At 61.2% G+C, this 18,229-nt stretch carries 14 protein-coding genes; 7 read left to right on the top strand and 7 right to left on the bottom strand.

Annotated elements, in window-relative coordinates; genetic code table 11:
• Nucleotides 1-12: 12 nt before the first annotated feature.
• Together C5P05_RS16010 and C5P05_RS16005 are read left to right on the top strand one after the other, a co-directional pair.
• Complete coding sequence (locus C5P05_RS16010) at nt 13-1,146, top strand: ABC transporter substrate-binding protein (RefSeq protein WP_114970851.1); 1,134 nt, start codon at nt 13-15, stop codon at nt 1,144-1,146.
• A gap of 15 nt (nt 1,147-1,161) precedes the next feature.
• Nucleotides 1,162-5,259 (top strand): EAL domain-containing protein, encoded by a 4,098-nt coding sequence (locus C5P05_RS16005; RefSeq protein WP_114970850.1) that lies wholly within the window; start codon nt 1,162-1,164, stop codon nt 5,257-5,259.
• A gap of 24 nt (nt 5,260-5,283) precedes the next feature.
• On the opposite strand, the gene C5P05_RS16000 is transcribed toward C5P05_RS16005, so the two are convergent.
• The 3 genes from C5P05_RS16000 to C5P05_RS15990 all read right to left on the bottom strand — a co-directional run bounded on the left by C5P05_RS16000 (nt 5,284) and on the right by C5P05_RS15990 (nt 6,677).
• Nucleotides 5,284-5,802: a PH domain-containing protein gene (locus C5P05_RS16000; RefSeq protein ID WP_114970849.1), complete on the bottom strand. Its 519-nt coding sequence runs from the start codon at nt 5,800-5,802 to the stop codon at nt 5,284-5,286.
• Nucleotides 5,803-5,934: 132 nt separating this feature from the next.
• On the bottom strand, nt 5,935-6,141 hold the full coding sequence (locus tag C5P05_RS15995) for a dodecin family protein (protein ID WP_114970848.1): 207 nt from the start codon (nt 6,139-6,141) through the stop codon (nt 5,935-5,937).
• Between the two features lie 146 nt (nt 6,142-6,287).
• The gene (locus tag C5P05_RS15990; RefSeq protein WP_114970847.1) at nt 6,288-6,677 is read right to left on the bottom strand and encodes a VOC family protein; all 390 of its coding nucleotides are present in this window, start codon (nt 6,675-6,677) and stop codon (nt 6,288-6,290) included.
• A gap of 154 nt (nt 6,678-6,831) precedes the next feature.
• On the opposite strand from C5P05_RS15990, the gene C5P05_RS15985 reads away from it, so the two are divergent.
• From C5P05_RS15985 to C5P05_RS15975, 3 genes are all read left to right on the top strand, one after another.
• Nucleotides 6,832-8,808 (top strand): sigma-54-dependent Fis family transcriptional regulator, encoded by a 1,977-nt coding sequence (locus tag C5P05_RS15985; RefSeq protein WP_114970846.1) that lies wholly within the window; start codon nt 6,832-6,834, stop codon nt 8,806-8,808.
• Nucleotides 8,809-9,056: 248 nt separating this feature from the next.
• Nucleotides 9,057-10,892, top strand: coding sequence for an NAD(P)/FAD-dependent oxidoreductase (locus tag C5P05_RS15980; protein ID WP_114970845.1), 1,836 nt, complete (start codon nt 9,057-9,059; stop codon nt 10,890-10,892).
• 290 nt (nt 10,893-11,182) lie between these two features.
• Nucleotides 11,183-11,590: a hypothetical protein gene (locus tag C5P05_RS15975; protein ID WP_114970844.1), complete on the top strand. Its 408-nt coding sequence runs from the start codon at nt 11,183-11,185 to the stop codon at nt 11,588-11,590.
• A gap of 148 nt (nt 11,591-11,738) precedes the next feature.
• Here the strand turns inward: C5P05_RS15975 and C5P05_RS15970 are convergent, their stop codons facing one another.
• The 3 genes from C5P05_RS15970 to C5P05_RS15960 are packed head-to-tail and all read right to left on the bottom strand — an operon-like array spanning nt 11,739 to nt 13,877.
• Nucleotides 11,739-12,320, bottom strand: a complete 582-nt coding sequence (locus C5P05_RS15970) for a cysteine hydrolase family protein (RefSeq protein WP_114970843.1) — start codon at nt 12,318-12,320, stop codon at nt 11,739-11,741.
• Nucleotides 12,321-12,377: 57 nt separating this feature from the next.
• Nucleotides 12,378-12,950, bottom strand: a complete 573-nt coding sequence (locus tag C5P05_RS15965) for a methylated-DNA--[protein]-cysteine S-methyltransferase (protein ID WP_114970842.1) — start codon at nt 12,948-12,950, stop codon at nt 12,378-12,380.
• A gap of 51 nt (nt 12,951-13,001) precedes the next feature.
• A complete protein-coding gene (locus C5P05_RS15960; protein ID WP_114970841.1) occupies nt 13,002-13,877 on the bottom strand; it encodes a DUF6920 family protein in 876 nt (291 codons plus the stop codon).
• A gap of 138 nt (nt 13,878-14,015) precedes the next feature.
• On the opposite strand from C5P05_RS15960, the gene C5P05_RS15955 reads away from it, so the two are divergent.
• Complete coding sequence (locus C5P05_RS15955) at nt 14,016-15,716, top strand: TonB family protein (RefSeq protein WP_157979354.1); 1,701 nt, start codon at nt 14,016-14,018, stop codon at nt 15,714-15,716.
• Nucleotides 15,717-15,855: 139 nt separating this feature from the next.
• Here the strand turns inward: C5P05_RS15955 and C5P05_RS15950 are convergent, their stop codons facing one another.
• A complete protein-coding gene (locus C5P05_RS15950) occupies nt 15,856-16,428 on the bottom strand; it encodes a methylated-DNA--[protein]-cysteine S-methyltransferase (RefSeq protein ID WP_114970839.1) in 573 nt (190 codons plus the stop codon).
• Nucleotides 16,429-16,519: 91 nt separating this feature from the next.
• Between C5P05_RS15950 and C5P05_RS15945 the strand changes: the two genes are divergently transcribed.
• A complete protein-coding gene (locus tag C5P05_RS15945; protein ID WP_114970838.1) occupies nt 16,520-18,136 on the top strand; it encodes a diguanylate cyclase domain-containing protein in 1,617 nt (538 codons plus the stop codon).
• Nucleotides 18,137-18,229: the final 93 nt, after the last annotated feature.

Here is an 18,229-nt window from a genome sequence, read left to right as displayed (position 1 = left end):
CGAAGGAAGAATGTGAATTATTTCAAGCTGATGCAGGCGGCCGTTCTTTGCTTCGCGGCCCTGCCCGCGCTCGCGCAATCGTTGGGCAGGGAGGGGGGAGACCCCAACAAATTGGCCACCAAAGTCAGTTTCTCGGATGCCGCGCAAAGAGATGACTTTCCGCGGGTACTGCAACGAATCGAGCAATACAGCGATATCGTGGTCTATCGTCTCCAGGTGGCCGCCAATGAACAGGTGTTCGCGCAGGTCGGCCGGATTGAACGCGTCAAAGTAGCCTTGACGACAGACGCGGGCAGTATTGCGGTTTTGTACCCCGACCTCGACGAGCCCTATCGCGCTATTTTTGCCAAAATTATCGAAGGTATCGAAGCCCAAGTCGGCGGGCCGGTGGCGAGTTATGCCGTGGGTGGGGCCAACTCCGCGCAAGAGATATTCGCCCAGCTTAAACGCCAGGACATCAAGGTGGTGATTGCGCTTGGCCGTCAGGGGATGAAGGCCGCCTCCGCATGGGAGCGAGAGTTTGGTGTCATCGCCGGCGGGGTGGTGTTGCCTTCTTCGGGGGAGGGTCGAAATTTTCCGATCATCAGCCTGGCGCCGGATCCCAAAATGCTTTTTGAGCGGCTCAAGCATTTCATGCCCAATGCGCGCCGCGTCATTGTGGTGTACGACCCGACAAAAAATGCGTGGTTAATACGTCTTGCCCGCGATGCCGCGCGCAGCCTGGGGCTGGAGTTGAACACGATTGAAGTCACGGACTTGAAGAGTGCAGTGCGGGTGTACCAGGAGGTGCTCGCCAGCGCCGATCCCAAACGGGATGCGCTGTGGCTGCCACAGGATTCAACAAGCGTCGAAGAGTCTTCTGTGCTGCCACTGATACTTGAGAGCGCATGGAACCGGAACTTGGCCGTTTTCTCAAGCAACGTGAATCATGTCAAACGGGGTGCACTTTTTTCCTTGTACCCCAATAACATGGCCTTGGGGCGCCAGTTGGCCTCTTCCGCTCTCAGCCTTCCCGCAGGCAACCCCGTATCGGTGGTGCCGATGAAGGATGCATTGCTGGCCGTCAACATACGCACGGCCAGTCACCTGGGTTTGCAGCTGTCCACGCGTCAACAGGATTTCGATCTTGTCTATCCCCTTCGCTGATCGGTGCTGAAGTTAATGAATTCTCGCAATCCCTTATGGGCTATTTTTCGAAAAAGCACTTTTCGACAACAACTTTCGTTCACGGTCGCGACCGGCGTGCTGCTGCTTGCCTTGTTGTCGTCACTTGTTATCTCGTGGCAGAGCAGTCGGGACATTCGACAAAATCGCCAGGCGCAGGGCCAGCGTCTTTCTGACAGTCTGGCGCGCCAGGCACGGCTTGCGCTGCTTTCCGATGCCGGCGAAAACATTGCGGACGCGGTGTCAGGTGTTCTGGCTTTTCCTGATGTGGAAAGGGTCGAAATCCGGCGCATCGACGGACGACTTTTGACGGCGCGTGGCACCGGAGACGTCGCACTCGTCCTGGGTGATGAGTCGCCACCCGCGGACGTGTTGACGTCGGCGGCGGCGTTTCTTGACGCCGAGAACAGCCAGGCCTGGCACTTTGTCGCCCCTGTGGGCATTGCCGATCACAACTCGCCTTACGAAATGGAAGTCGCCAAGGGGCAGACCATTGGCTATGTGCGGGTTGTTCTGTCCAAGGCGTCGCTGGGGAGCGCGTTGCTGACGCTGTTCACCTTGAACATGGCGATTGCGCTCTCTTTTGCGGTGTTCTTTTTGCTCATCACGCGCAAGCTGACGCTGCGAATGACGCAGCCCTTGATCCAGCTGGCGCAAGCCATGGGGCGTGCCGGGCGGGGTGAATCCGGCGTGCGCGCCGAGTTGGCGGGACCGCGCGATATTGCCAATATGGCCTATGCCTTCAACAGCATGATGACGGTACTCGACGAGCGCGAGCAGGCCTTGCGGCATGCCAGTGTGCAAGCCTTGCGCCTGGCGCACCTGAAAGCGGAGTTTGCGGCGACCATGAGCCACGAACTTCGTACGCCACTCAACGGCGTGGTCGGTACTTTGGACCTGCTTCGCGCGACAGCCTTGCCTGCGGTGGCCCGCAACTATGTCACGCTGGCGTGGGATTCGTCGCAGTATTTGCTCGACCTCATCAACAACATCCTTGATTTCTCTTCGCTGGAAGCGGGCAAGCTACAGCTTGATGAGCATGATTTTGAGATCGCCCGACTGTGCGAGCAGACCATTGAACTGGTTATTCCGCAGTCTGGAAGCAAAGGGTTGGAGATTTCGTACGTGGTAGAGCCCGGCGTGCCCGCACAACTGTGTGGGGACTCCCGACGGCTGCGTCAGGTCTTGCTGAATTTGGTGGGCAACGCGGTGAAGTTCACCGAAAGTGGTGAGGTGGCGATCCGCGTGTCGGCCGTTGGCCCTTTTGGTACTCATGGGACCTTGCGTTTTGAAGTCATTGACAGTGGCATCGGTGTTGCCGAGCATGCCATTGCCAGTATTTTTGATTCGTTTACGCAGGCTGATCCGTCCTCTACCCGCGGGCATGATGGCTCGGGTCTCGGGCTGGCGATCTGTAAACAGCTGTGTGCGCTGATGGGCGGAGAGATCGGCGTCGACAGCGTGCCAGGCGTTGGCAGTACCTTTTGGTTTGCGCTGCCGTTGCAGCGTGGCAGCATGCCAGTTTTGGTGTCTGTTTCTGATGCGCGTTCCGGTCAAGTGCTGGTGGTCGACGAAAGCGCCATGGTCCGCCAGGCGCGCAAACGCTTTCCGGAGATTTTGATCGTCGAGGACAACCGCACCAGTCAGACCATTGCTGCTGGCATGCTGCAGATGCTGGACTGCAAATCGGAAGTGGCGGCGAATGGTCGTATGGCGGTGCAAGCTTTTAAACGCAAGCCGTGGGATCTGATCCTGATGGACTGCAATATGCCGGAGATGGATGGTTACGAGGCCACGGCGGTGATTCGGGGGGTGGAAGCCGACAGCGGACGGCGCATACCGATTGTTGCGATGACCGCCAATACACAAGCGACAGACATCGCAAAATGTTTGTCCGCAGGCATGGATGACCATTTGCCCAAACCCCTGACGCTGGACAGCATGGCCTCTCGCCTGCAACGCTGGCTGGTCGACGCGGAGATCGTTGCCCCCACGTCAGCGAGCACCGTGGCGATTGACACAACTGTGACCCGGTCGGGCGATGAGCCAATTGACCGCGAAGTGGTGCTTCGCCTGCGCGAGGCCCTGGGTGGCGCGATCGGGCAAGCTATTCACCCCTTTCTTGAAGACATGCCCAGTTATCTGGACGAGTTGGCCGCGGCCGTGGTGGTCCAGGAGAGCGACAACGTGCGCCGCGTGGCCCACGCCATCAAGGGGGCGGCGTGGAATTTTGGTGCGTTCGAACTTGCCGCACTGGCCAAGAACATGGAGTCGCTTGCAGAAACCGATCAGGTCGACGCGGCCGGGCGTCTCGTGCCATCGTTGCGGGCGGAATACGCGCTGGTCGCCGACGCCTTGAACCTGGAGTTGGCCAATGAGCCCGAGGTACTCCAACCGGCGCCGCTTGCCGGCGAAGCACTGGTCTTGATTGTGGATGACGACCGCAGTACCCGATCGGCCTTGCGCGCGGCTTTGCAGCGCAGCGGCTTTGTCGTGACGGAGGCGGCGGACGGCAGCGAAGTGGAGGCCGAGGTGCAGCGCATGCGGCCCGACGTTATTTTGATGGACGCCATGATGCCGGTGATGGACGGGTTCACAGCCTGTGCCCGCTTGCAGGACTCGCCCGAGTGGTGTCAAATTCCTGTGCTGATGATTACCGCCTTGGAGGACAGTGCATCGATTGAACGGGCGTTCGCCGCCGGTGCCAGTGATTACATACCCAAACCCATTCATCTGGCGGTCGTGAACCAGCGTGTTCGTCGGCTGGTGGATGCGACCCGGGCCGAGCGCCATGTGCGCCATTTGGCATACAACGATTCCCTGACCGGACTGCCCAATCGGACCCTGTTCAATGACCATCTCAGCCGCTGCATTGCGCGGGCCGAGCCCACGGCCAAGTCACTGGCATTGCTGTATCTCGACCTGGATCGATTCAAGTTCGTGAACGATACCCTCGGCCACGAAACGGGTGACAAGTTGCTGAAAACTGTTGCCGAACGGATCCGTGGCTGCGTGCGCGCAAGCGACTGTGTTGCGCGCTTGGGCGGCGACGAGTTCGCTATCGTGCTGGATGATTTGCCCAATGTGGGTATAGCGTCGGGTACGGCGCAGAAAATATGCCACGCTGTGACCGCACCCTTTGAGATTGACGGGCACGATATTGTTGTTTCGGCAAGCATCGGCATCGCCGTTTTTCCGATCAATGGGCTTGACGCCAGCACGCTGCTGCGCCACGCCGATACCGCCATGTACCGGGCTAAAAAGAAAAGCAGTGGCTTTCAGTTTTTCGAGGAAAACATGGAGGTTTCCGCAAGTGAGCATCTGCGTTTTGAAGGTGCGTTGCGCCGCGCACTGGAGCGTAATGAAATCGTGGTGTATTTTCAGCCCATTGCCGATGCCGCCGACTGCCGCATCGTCGGCATGGAGGCCTTGGCGCGCTGGAGTCATCCTTCACGGGGGCTGGTCTCTCCCCTGGAATTTATTCCACTGGCAGAAGAAACCGGCCTGATCATTCCCATCGGAGAAGCGGTATTGCGGGCCGCCTGCGTGCAACTGAAGAAGTGGCATGACGCCGGGTCGACGGGACTCTACGTCACCGTCAACCTGTCTGGCCTGCAACTGCAACAAGTGAACTTTATAGAAACACTGCGCAGCGCCTTGCGAGACACCGGCGTGGACCCCCGGTGCCTGACGCTGGAAATTACCGAGAGCATGCTGATGGCACATGCCGAGGAAACCTTGCTCTTGCTGCGGGCCTTGAAGGCCACAGGCGTCGAACTGGCGATTGACGACTTCGGCACCGGCTATTCCTCACTGGCTTATCTCAGACGCTTTCCAGTCGATGTGCTGAAGATAGACCGCGCTTTTACCCGCGAAATGACCCATAACCTTGACGATGCGTCGATTGTTTCCGGCATTATTTCGCTGGCACACAACCTGCGGTTGAAGGTCGTTGCCGAAGGGGTTGAAACAGAAGAGCAGCGTCTCTTCCTGGCCGGGTTGAACTGTGATTGCATTCAGGGCTATTTGCTAAGCGAGCCGGTTCCAGCCGAGGTGTTCGAGTCACGTTTTCTCATTGAAAATCATGCCGGATAGCCCGGCCATGGTGACCCGTCCGAGTCAAGCCTGAACAAAGGTCGTCACCCGCCGTCTCGTGCGCTCACGCAGCGAGCATTCCCGCAAGGTGTCGGCCAGAGACTCCAGATTCGGTATGCCGAAGATCACGACCGTCGAAAAACTGGTGTCCGACGAGCGAAGGCGAAGCAGGCATTGACCGGCAAGCCGCATGCCCAGCGGCTTGAGCAGATCGAAGTGATCAATGCGAAACAGTTCAACACTTTCCTTCGACTTGGAGAGCAGGCCGCGCTCAATTCGGACCCGCTGCGTGGTGATCTCGTAGGTGGTCGAGATACTTCGCAGCCAGTAGAAGGGGTAGGCGATGCCGAGGGTGACGATGACAAATACCCATTGCCAGAAGTTGTAGAGCACCACGGGATGGCCCGTGAACAAGGTTTGTTCCGCTTCGGCCTCTTTTGAGGCCGAGTAGGCCATCAGATCGGTGTTGCAGAAGCGGCATTTGATCGCCGCCGCCTTGATGGTTTCTCCGCAGACGGGACATGGTTTTGTTTCATCAATCATTGAGGGGGCATTTTTTTATTCGGACGGAGGCAAGGCAAAAGGGGAGTGCCCACTATAGCGCCCGCCGCAAACGCATGGTGCCGTCAAACAAATCCTGAATCAAAACCTACTGCTGACTTGAGGCTTTGACGTCTACTTGTCTTCGAGCACAAAGGTGACCTGCATGTTCACCCGGTAGTCGCTGATGCGGCCGTTTTCGACGGAAACCTGCTGCTCCTTGATCCAGGCACCGCGCACGTTGGCGATCGTGTCGCAAGCACGGGCGATGCCCTGGTTAATGGCGTCTTCAAAACTGGTTTTGCTGGTAGCACTGACTTCAATGACTTTAGCGACACTCATGGCAAGACTCCTTAATGAGGTTGAAGGAATATGTCATGCTATCCATGGCTTCACCTTTGCGCTGTAGGACTATATCGCCCAACCCTGTCGGCTTCAGGCGCTTTATGGTAATGAAGGCTTCCCCCACGTGGGCAGCGCCGCACTGGCTACGCCACTGGCGTGCACAGCTCCACCAGCGTTCCATCGGGGCAGCGCACGTAGGACACCACCTGTCCCCAAGGCTTTGTGCTTGGCGCACTGAGCTGCGCTGCGCAAGCGGCCAGTGCTTTGGCGTGCGCGGCAGGCACATCGTCGGTCACGAAAGCCACTTCCATGCCCAGCGGCTGGGCAGATGCGTGGGCCTGCACATGCCCGCCAGCAAAATTCATGTCGCCCAGTTCGTGCGCTGCAAACGACAGCGTGGTTTGTCCCGTTTCCAGCTCGCCATAAGTGCCGGATTCGTGCAGGAAACGGCGGGTGAAGCCAAAGGCCGTTTCGAAAAACGCAAGGGAACTGGCAACGTCAGGGACATAGATGATGGTGTAGCCGAATTTCATGATGCTGCGTGTGAAAAGTAGGATCGGCCACTATAGCGCTCGCTCAGCGGCCCGATTGACTGTCCATTCGGGAGAATTTATAGTTCTCCCGGGACAGACGACAGACCAATATTTCATTGGCGTAGATTTTGTGTGCGCACCAGGAGACAACTTTATGAATGCGCATCAGCGTGAGCATATTGACACGGTTATGCAAGCGGTGGCGGGCGGCGACAACGGCAGCCTGAACCCTGCAGACGACAACCTCATTCACGATTCATGGCGCCGCTGCGCGCGCGACTACCGGCTGGACCCGACGCGCATGCAGGACGCCATCATCCTGCCCAGCCATCGGCTGCGCGAGCACCAGGAACGGATGGACGAGTTTTTGCAGATCGCGCGCAGCGGCATGCAGGCGCTCTACCAGCATGTGGCCGGGCTGGATTACGTGGTGCTGCTGACCGACGCGCGCGGCGTCACCGTCGATTTTCTCGGCGACCTGCACACCGAACACTCGCTGCGCCGCGCCGGCCTGTACCTGGGGTCGGACTGGAGCGAGTCGGTGGCAGGCACCTGCGGCGTGGGCACCTGCATCAGCACCGGGCAGGCCCTCACGGTGCACCAGGGCGACCATTTCGACGCCACCCACATCCCGCTGACCTGCACCACCGCGCCGGTGTTCGACGGACGCGGCCAGCTCAATGCGGTGCTGGATATCTCGGCGCTGCGCTCGCCGCAGGGCAAGGACAGCCAGCATCTGGCGCTGCAGATGGTGAAGATTTACGCCCAGCATGTTGAAAACGCCAGCTTTCTGCGCCAGTTTCGCCATGACTGGGTGCTGCGCCTGTCGCCCTCGCCGCAGTTTCTGGAGGTCAACCCCGACTACCTGCTGGCGCTGGACGCGGCGGGCCGGGTCATCGGCTACAACCGGCGCGCGCAACTGCTGCTGCAGGATCAGGTGGCCGGGCCGCTGATGGGCGTCGCATTCGAGCGCCTGTTCAACGTCCGGCTCGGCGAGCTGGGCCGCTTCCTGCACAGCTGCCCGGCGGACCGTCGCGCCATCACCGTGGCCGGCGCCAGCCAGCTGCTGTTCCTGCTGGCAGCGCCGCCGCTCGCCGCCACGCGCCCCGCGGCTGCAGCCGCCGCCGAAGCGGCGCCCGTGCCGGGACCGCTGGCCGCGCTGTGCGGCGGCGACGTGGCGCTGGCGCGGCAGATTGCACGCGCGGCGCGCTTTGTTAATTCGCCCATCGGGCTGCTGCTGACCGGCGAGACCGGCAGCGGCAAGGAATTCTTCGCCAAGGCGCTGCACGGCAGCAGCGAGCGGCGCGGCCGGCCTTTTGTGGCGGTGAACTGCGCCGCCATTCCCGAGGCGCTGGCCGAGAGCGAATTGTTTGGTTACCTGCCGGGCAGCTTCTCGGGCGCGGGCTCGCGCGCCAAGCGCGGGCTGGTGCAGGAGGCCGATGGCGGCACGCTGTTCCTCGACGAGATCGGCGACATGACGCTGGCGCTGCAGGCCCGGTTGCTGCGCGTGCTGGCCGAGCGCGAAGTGCTGCCGGTGGGCGCCACGCGGCCGGTGCCGGTGAACATCCGCGTGATCGCGGCCACGCACTGCGACCTGGAGGCGCTGGTGCGCGCGGGGCGTTTTCGCGCCGACCTGTATTACCGCCTGAACGGCGCGCACCTGGTGCTGCCGCCGTTGCGCGAGCGTAGCGACCTGGACTGGCTGATCGAGCGCCTGCTGGCGAACCCGCGTGAAGGCGATGAAGCGGGCACCGTGGCGCTGTCCCCCGACACGCGCGCCCGCCTGCTGGCGCACCACTGGCCGGGCAATCTGCGCGAGCTGCACAACGTGATCGAGTACGCGCGCAGCCTGTGCAGCCAGGGCCTGATCGAACTGCACGACCTGCCCGATCACCTGGGCGGCGCGACTGCCATTCATCCCTTTGCTGCGCCATCCGCAACCTTGGCTACCGCACCCGCCGCGACCACTACCGAGGAGGCGGCGCAACTGCTGCAGCACCTGGCCGCCAGCCGCTGGAACGTGGCCGAGGCGGCGCGCCGCATGGGCCTGTCGCGCATGACGCTGTACCGCCGCATGCAGCGCTGGGGCATTGCCTCGCCGAACCAGCGCGACGGCGACTCGGCCAACTGAAACACGCCGGCTTCAGGCGTGACAGGTGTCACGTCTGACCGGTGACAGCCGTCACGCTGTGACAGCTTGCACAGCGCGCCGCATGGCGAGAACATTTATATAAAAGTGGCTCTAGCCCGCTACCAGTAAGCGCAAGTAGCTATAAATAACGTAGCGTTTAAATTCATCTCCATTCCGGCATGCCACTTGCAATAAGCCAAACGTCGGCACCCCTGCCGGCGATTTGCAACATAGCAAGGAGACAAGACATGACCGACACCGTAACCGGCGCGCCCCCCGCGGCCCACCACAGCGCCCTCAGCCCCACCGATGAGATCGCCCGCTGGCTCGAACTGTTCGACGCCGCGCTGATACGCAGCGACGTGCAGGCCGCCACCCAGCTCTTCACCGCCGACTGCCACTGGCGCGACCTGATCGGCTTCACCTGGAACCTCAAGACCGTCGAAGGTCGGGCCGGCGTGCAGGACTTGCTGGCCGCCACGCTCGCCACCACCCAGCCGGCCAACTGGCGCACCGAAGGCGAGGCCAGCCGCGCCAATGGCGTGACCGAAGGCTGGTTCACCTTCGAGACCGCCGTGGCGCGCGGGCGCGGTTATGCCCGGCTCAAAGACGGCTTGTGCTGGACGCTGCTCACCACGCTCTACGAACTCAAGGGTTTCGAGGAGAAGAAGGGCCGCGACCGCATCAAGGGCGCCGAACACGGCGTGCAAAAAGGCCGGCAGAACTGGACCGAGCGCCGCCAGCAGGAGGAATCCGAACTGGGCATCAGCGTGCAGCCCTATGTGCTGGTGATCGGCGGCGGACAGGGCGGCATCGGACTCGGCGCGCGCCTCAAGCGCCTGGGCGTGCCCGCGCTCATCATCGACAAACACCCGCGCCCGGGTGACCAGTGGCGCAGCCGCTACAAGTCGCTGTGCCTGCACGACCCGGTCTGGTACGACCACATGCCCTACCTGCCGTTTCCCGACGACTGGCCGGTGTTCTGCCCCAAGGACAAGATCGGCGACTGGCTGGAGATGTACACCAAGGTGATGGAGCTGAACTACTGGTCGTCCACCGAATGCACCAAGGCCAAATACGACGAAGCCGCGAAAGAGTGGGAAGTGTCCGTGGTGCGCGACGGCCAGACGCTCGTGCTACGGCCGAAACAAGTGGTGTTCGCGCTGGGCATGTCCGGCGTGGCCAACGTGCCGCAGGTCGAGGGCGCCGAGACGTTCAAGGGCGTGCAGCACCATTCCAGTAAGCACCCCGGCGGCGATGCCTACAAGGGCAAGCGCTGCGTGGTGCTGGGCGCCAATAACTCGGCCCACGACATCTGCGCCGACCTGTGGGAAAACGGCGCCGACGTGACCATGTTGCAGCGCAGCTCGACCCACATCGTGCGTTCGGACTCGCTCATGGAGCTGGCGCTGGGCGGGCTGTATTCGGAGCAGGCGCTGGAAAAAGGCATCACCACCGACATGGCCGACCTGATCTTTGCCTCGGTGCCGTTTCGCATCATGCATACCTTCCACATCCCGGTGTACGAGGAAATCCAGAAGCGCGACGCCGATTTGTATGACCGGCTGCGCAAGGCCGGCTTCATGCTCGACTTTGGCGACGACGGCTCGGGCCTGTTCATGAAATACCTGCGCCGGGGCTCGGGCTACTACATCGACGTGGGCGCCTGCGACCTGGTGGCCAACGGCGACGTCAAGCTCAAGAGCGGCGTGGACATCGCGCGCATCACCGAGCACTCGGTGGTGCTGAGCGACGGCACCGAACTGCCCGCCGACCTGATCGTCTATGCCACCGGCTACGGCTCGATGAACGGCTGGGTCGAGCGCCTGGTCTCGCCCGAGATGGCGGCCAAGGTCGGCAAATGCTGGGGCCTGGGCTCGGACACCACCAAAGACCCCGGCCCGTGGGAGGGCGAGCTGCGCAACATGTGGAAGCCGACGCAGCAGGAGGCGCTGTGGTTTCACGGCGGCAACCTGCACCAGTCGCGCCACTACTCGCGCTACCTGGCGCTGCAGCTCAAGGCGCGCATGGAAGGGCTGGACACGCCGGTCTATGGCTTGCAGGAAGTGCATCACACCGCGTAAGGGCTTGAGGGGTATTTGGGTGAAATGCGCGCCATGCCCATGGGCGGCCCGGGTAGTAACTTAATTTTTCCTGCACCATTTTTTCCTCAATGAATTTGTCAAATCTCAACAAGCATCGTCTGAAACAGGCGGAGCATTGTTGTCGGGCCGGGACTGTCAGCGAAATTCATTCCGGTGACGTGATCCGGCTGCTGCGCAGAGCGCGGCACCCCTCCACGCCAAATCAGATTGCCGGGCGTGGCGGGTCGTTACCCCAAGGGCAAACTGGATTTCTTCTTGAGGAGAACATCATGTTAGGTGAAATGATTGGCGAAGGACAAGGCAAAGTAACCGGAGTACGGGTATTGCCATTCGATGGCACGGGGCCAAAGATGGAGGTGTCATTTCAGGGCGCCGGCAGCCTGCTCGGGCAGGACATTACCGACGTGGGAACCTACGTCTCCACGCTCACGCCACATGGCGTGTTCAATGGTGTCGGCCAGGGTCTGGTCACGACCAAGAATGGCGACATCGCGACCTGGACCGGCACTGGCGTCGGCAGGCCGACCGGGCAAGGCATGGCCGCAAGCTGGCGTGGCTCGATTTGTTACCAGACCTCGTCCCAGTCTTTGGCCGGGCTCAACAAGATCGTCGCCGTCTTTGAATACGAAGTGGACGAGAAAGGCAGCACCAGCGAAAAAATGTGGGAGTGGAAATAGCCAGCGTCAAGTTCTGAACGGTTGGGATCAAGCTTGGCCCTCGACCAACAACGCCAGAGTCGCCGGGCGATGCGACAGCAGCTCTGGCGTGAGGTAGCGTCCCCGACATAGCGGGGTACACCTGCGCTTAAGTTTGCGTGCCCCCGTCCTAGCGTTTGTTTTGGAAATCCGTGTGCATTTGCGCCAGCAAGTCCGCCGTACTGATCACGGTGGCGTACTCGCCTTGAAGGTTGGACAGCGACATGAGATGGATGTCTTCGGCTTGACGCAGGGTGCCGGTCAAGTCATTCATGTCAAAAGTGAAGCTGGCATCGGATACCACGAAGGTGAGAAACCCCAGGTTCCCGGCGGACCGGGCGGTGGCCTCAACCGAGTAATTGGTGCTCACGCCAACAATGACCAACTCCTTGATACCGCGAACATGCAGCCAGCGTTCAAGCCCGGAGCCAATGAAGGCATCCGTCACGTTTTTCTCCATCACATGCTCGGTGGGGAGGGGCGTAAAGCGCTCCTGAAATTCAGCACCTGTTTGACCGGGCCAGAACACAGACGCGGGGGATCGAGACATGTGGCGAACATGAACAATCGGTTGCCCGGCTGCCCGCCATGCCGCAAGCAGCGCCGCGATATTGTCTTCGGCTTGCGGGTTATTTCGCCGCCCGGTCTTTGGGTCGGCCATGCCCCGCTGCATGTCAATGATGATGAGTGCTTTTTGAGTGAGGTGAGTCATAAAACGATGTAGCTTGTGAGGCGTGTCCGCTGTGGTTGAAGTGATGCGGGCGAGTTGTTACAGCAACTGCGTATCTATCGGATCATCAAACAAACCCGGCCCGTTGAACTGGGCGCGCTCAATCAGCAGCAAACGCAGCTTGGTGGTAACGCCGCCATTGGCCGAGAAGCCACCCGCGCGCCCGTCGGCGGCGAGCACGCGGTGACACGGCACCACCGGCGCGAACGGGTTGGCGCCCAACGCCTGTCCGACAGCACGCGCTGCGCCGGGATCGCTTAAGCGGAGGGCCAGTTCGCCATAGGTGACGGTCTCGCCCGGCAAAAGGCGGCGCGCCAACGCGTACACGCGCTGGTGAAACGGCGGCACGCCGTCCATGTCGAGCACCACGTTGGACAGGTCTAGCGGCGCCTGGGGCGCGCCACTGAGCAAGGCCACCACAGCGCGGACCGCGTCTTGCACCTGGGGTGGCGGACTTTCTTCGCTGCACTGTGGAAACCGGTGGCCCATGCGCGCGCGGGTGGCGGCCTCGTCCTGCTCGGGCAGTTGCACACCAGTCAGCCCGCGTTCGCTCCAGGCGATGCCGCAGTGGCCGATGGGGGTGGGGAAGAGGGCGTAGGCTTGGGTGGGCATGGTGGAATCGTACTGCTGCGGCCTGCCGGTGCGCCAGCAGGATGCGCTGCGTCAAGGTGAGAACTCGTAGGTCAGCGAGGTGACGGTACCGTGGAAGTACGGCTTGCGCCCTTGCGGGCGCATCCATGCCACCTCGCCAGTGAACGGCACGGTCATTCCATCGCGCGTCTGGTAGTTGGACCAGCTGCCTTCCCAGGGGAGCATGACCATTTCCTTGCCCACCCCGGCGCCCCGGGCTTCGGCGCGGAACGAACCGATCAGGCCGGCATCGTTGAACCTGAATAGCAGGGCCAGCGTGATCGGGCCATCCACGATAGTGGCATTCGCAGAACGGTCATCAACCGCCTCCCATCGCACGCCTTGGCTGGGCAGCAGCGCGGTCGGGTACCACGCCGCTTCGGCAAAGAAGCGCATGAATTCGCCGCGGGCAATCTCGCCGCCGCCACTGACGTCGGCCACCGTGAACAAGCCCAGGATCGCCGCGTGCAGCAGGCCCTTGCCCGCGATGTAGCTGTCGACCACGCGCACCGTCACACCCGGCAGCATGGACACTTGGGCGTCCCACAGGAAGCCCGGGCGACGGGTGACGATCCGTTGCCGCGAGGTGAACGGCTTCCACTGCTCGTCAGTGGCGGACATGTTGAAAGTGCCGGCGAGTTCGAGCGTGACGGCGGCGATGATGGGTTGGCCATCTTGGAGCACCGCGCGGAAGTAACGCTGCACCGGCGCGGGCAAGCCTTCGAGCTCGCGCGAGTCGTAGCGCGGCGGGGACGGCGACGGAGCCTTCTCGTCGACTCGGGCCGCCTCGAGCCTGCTGGTCAGCCTCCGCGTGGTGTCGGTCCACCGTCTGGACCCATAGGCAGAGAGCCCGACAGCAACGACCACCAGCAAGCATAGAACCAGTCCGAGCCATAGCAGCCATGTCATTCGAGTTCCTTTGTTGCGAGCCATAAAATTTAATTTTGCGCCCTTTTCAGCGTGCGGCTTGCTCTCTTGCGAATGGGGGACTGATCGCTCCAAAGCAGTCGCTCGGAACAAAAATCAGATTTTGCTCGTGGACGGCTATTGTGGTGGTTGCCGTACGCCAGAGGCATCGACCAAGCCAAGCTGGCCTCGCTGAAAGAAAATCCCGATGGATCAGTCGCTCCAAGTTGGTCATACTCCCCTGAGGCGGTTGAATTTCCTATCCGAGGAATTCGCGCATTCAATAGTTTTTTCGATGTGAGACCTGACTTCGACTTTTTGCGTGAACGCAGGCCAATGGGCACCGCGCTGGTGCTCTCCTTGCTGATTCACGCGCTGCTGTTGAGCCTGAGCTTCGATGGTCAGGGCTTCGGCTTTCCGGGCTTGGAATTGCCCTGGCGAGAAAGACGTTTTGAGGCTGACGATCTGCGCGTGGTACTTGTACCGGCGCAGGCCACGGCAGCGGCGCCGGTTTTGATCAAGCCGTCGGCAGATCTCATACCGACAGGCGTGGCCAAGCCAAAGCCAATCGTTGCGCGCGACGCAAATGCTCTGAAGGCTGTGAAGGCTGTGAGGGCGCCTTCTCCCGCCGGTGGGCCGGGAAACCTTGCGTCACCGCCGGTCCCCACACCGCCCTTGATTGCCTTGGATCGATCCGACACGGCCACCTTGGTGGTACCCGTCGCTCCATTGGTGCCGACGCCCGTGATCGCAGCAGCGCCAAGCGCCACGAGCCCGGAGCTCGTGATACCGGCGCCCCGAGATGCGGGCGATGCAGCGCAGAAGCAAATCGAGCCGGAGGTGCGGGAGCAAGCCCTTGGGCTGACCCAGCTCGATGGTGCGAAGCAGGAGGCACAAGCGCAGGCGGACCAGATAGAGGCAGAGGCGGCGCGGCGATTGGCTACTCGTCAGGAAGCCGAGCGCGTCGAGGCTGCGCGGGTGGAAGCTGAGCGCCAGGAGACCGTACGGCAGGCCGCGGTTCGTCAGGAAGTTGAGCACGTCGAGGCAGCGCGGGTGGAAGCTGAGCGCCAGGAGACCGCACGGCAGGCCGCGGTTCGGCAAGAAGCTGAACGTGTCGAGGCTGCGCGAATCGATGCTGAGCGCCAGGAGGCTGTACGGCAAACGGTTGCTCGTAAGGAAGCGGCGCAGGTGGAGGCCGAGCGCCAGGAGGCTGCACGGCAAACGGATGCTCATAAGGAAGCTGCACGGGTGGAAGCCGAACGTCTGGAGACTGCACGGCAGGCCGCGGTTCGGCAGGAAGCTGAACGTGGCGAGGCTGCGCGACTGGATGCCGAGCGCCGGGAGACTGCACTACAAGACGCGGCAGGGCAAGAAAAAGCACAAAAAGAGGCCGCGCGGGCGGAGCAGGAGGCCAAGCGCGAGGCGGTGCTTCGGGCGATTGGCAGGCAGCTGGACGAGGAGGCTGCCAGGCGAGAAGCCTCGTCGAGTAGCGCACGGCGAGGCAGGCTCTTCGGGCGCACCGACCCCAACGCCGAACTCATCCTGTACGCGGAAGCCTGGAGCCGAAAGATCGAGCTGAACATGACCTTCGACATGGTTCGCGAAGCGGCAAAGCAGCGTCATACCCATCCCCTCGTGACAGTGGCAGTTCGAAGCGACGGCTCCGTGGAGTCGGTGACTATCGTTGTCTCCAGCGGCGTGGCGGCAATCGACGAAGCAGTACGACGCATCGTGCAAAGCCAGGCGCCCTATCCCTCGTTCCCGCCGGGCCTGGCTCGCGAGTACGACGTGATCGAGATCCGTCGGAGCTGGTACTTTGACATGGCTGTCCGGCTATTCTGATGTTCTGATGCGAAAGCCGGCGAGGGCGGGTCATCGACCCGCGCGGACTGGGCTAGAAAGAGCCATGGCGCCCTCTAGTCCCCGAATACTGTGCGTAAGTAGCTCCTGAATTAATAGCGAATAATGGCCGTCCAGCAAGTCACGGCAACTGCGCATCCACCGGGTCGTCAAACAGCCCCGGCCCGTTGAACTGGGCGCGTTCGATCAGCAGCAAACGCAGCTTGGTGGTAACGCCGCCATTGGCCGAGAAGCCACCCGCGCGCCCGTCGGCGGCGAGGACGCGGTGACACGGTACCACCGGCGCAAACGGGTTGGCGCCCAGCGCTTGTCCGACAGCGCGGGCCGCGCCGGGATCGCCCAGCTGACGGGCCATTTCGCCATAGGTGACGGTCTCACCCGGCAAAAGGCGGCGCGCTATTTCATACACCCGCTGGTGAAACGGCGGCACACCGTCCATGTCGAGCACCACGTTGGACAAGTCCATCGGCGCCTGGGGCGCGCCACTGAGCAAGGCCACCACAGCGCGGACCGCGTCTTGCACTTGGGGTGGCGGACTTTCTTCGCTGCACTGTGGAAACCAGTGGCCCATGCGCGCACGGGTGGCGGCCTCGTCCTGCTCGGGCAGCTGCACACCGGTCAGCCCGCGTTCGCTCCAGGCAATGCCGCAATGGCCGATGGGCGTAGAAAACAGGGTATAGGCTTGGGTGGGCATGATGGAATCGTACTGCGCCTACATAATGCAACTGGCTTCCCCCACATGCAATGGCGACGCGCTGTGTTCCCCATTGTCGAAATTTTGATCCATGCAAGTGAAAAAACAATTTTGCATTCGCCTTTGTTTACTGGGCCTGGCTTGGCTGGCAACGCCGGCCCTGGCCCAAACGCCGGTTACGATGCAACTGCGCTGGAAGCACCAGTTTCAATTTGCCGGCTATTACGCCGCGCTGGAGAAAGGCTTTTATAAGGACGCAGGCCTCGATGTCACGCTCAAGGAAGGTGGCTCGAATATTTCATCCACCGAGGAGGTGCTGCAAGGTCGTGCCCAGTTTGGGGTATCAAATTCCGGTTTAGTCAAAACTTACATGATGGGCAAACCGGTGCTGATGCTGGCCCCGATCGTCCAGCATTCACCGACCATCTTGCTGAGTCTGGGTGACGACTTGCGTAACCCCGCCCAAGTTGCCAAAGCTGGACTCATCAGACTGCAGCCGGGCGACGAAAGCCTGGAGCAAAAATCCCTGTTTGTGAACGAGGGCATTGCACTGGACAAGCTCCAGATCACGACCGAGGTGCATGGGATTGATGATTTGCTGTCTGGCAAAGTGGTCGCCATCAATGCCTACCGCTCCAACGAACCTTTTGAGTTGCAACAGCGCGGCGTGGCCTACAGCGTTTTGGAACCCAGCCACTACGGCATGGATTTCTACAGCGACGTCTTATTTACCAGTGGCGCGCTGGAAAAGGCCCAACCGAAAATGGTTGCGGATTTTCGCGCCGCTACGCTCAAAGGCTGGGACTATGCGCTGGCACACTCTGACGAGTTGATTGATCTGATCCTGGCGCGCTACAACAGCCAGCACAAAAGCCGTGCGCATCTGGTCTTTGAGGCCAAAACGCTGACTGAGCTGATTAGCCCGGAGCTGATCCAGATTGGTTACAGCAACCCATGGCGCTGGCAGCGTATTGCCGAGGTTTATACCAAGATCGGCATGATGAAACCGGAGCGCGATCTGGAAGGATTTTTTTATGACCCCAATCCAGTCATTGACCTAAGCTGGCTGTATCGCATCTTGATGATTGCGGCGCTGTTGTTGGCTAGCGTGGGCGGCGTGGCCTTGTACATTCTGCGCATCAACCGAAAGTTGCAGCTCAGCCTGACTGAGTTGAAAACCGTGCAGGAAGCCATGCTACACCGGGCGATGCATGACTCACTGACCAGCTTGCCCAGCCGGAGACTGCTTGACGATCGCATCCAGCAGGCCTTGACTGTGGCAAAGCGCGATAAAACCCAAGTGGCCTTGATGTTTCTTGACCTGGATAAATTCAAACCAGTCAACGACTCTTTTGGCCATGACGTGGGCGACCTGCTCTTGCAGCAAGCCGCTGCGCGCATGGTTGAATGTGTGCGTGAATCCGACACCGTGGCGCGCATTGGTGGCGACGAATTTATTGTGTTGCTGCGCTCTGTGGCCGATGCCCACGATGCCTGCGCGGTGGCAGAAAAAATTCGCGCCGCCGTGAGCCTTCCGTTTGAGTTGGCTGGACACCGCTTGTCAATCTCTTGCAGTATCGGTATTGCACTCTTCCCGGAGCACGGCAGCGACAGCTTTGCATTGTCCAGAAACGCCGATATGGCCATGTACCGGGCCAAAGAAACCGGGCGCGACTGTGTGCGGATGTTTGGACAAGCGTCAAATTAGTCGACATTTTTCATCGTTCCTGGTGAGTGGCCCCCTCATGCACCCCAACGCGCGACGCCCTCACCCCAGCCCCCCGCACCTCCAGCCGTACTT

This window comes from Rhodoferax ferrireducens, assembly GCF_003347515.1.
Lineage (GTDB): Bacteria > Pseudomonadota > Gammaproteobacteria > Burkholderiales > Burkholderiaceae_C > Rhodoferax.
The sequence above is the reverse complement of the archived record's forward strand: the minus strand, read 5'-3'. Positions and strand labels throughout refer to the sequence as shown.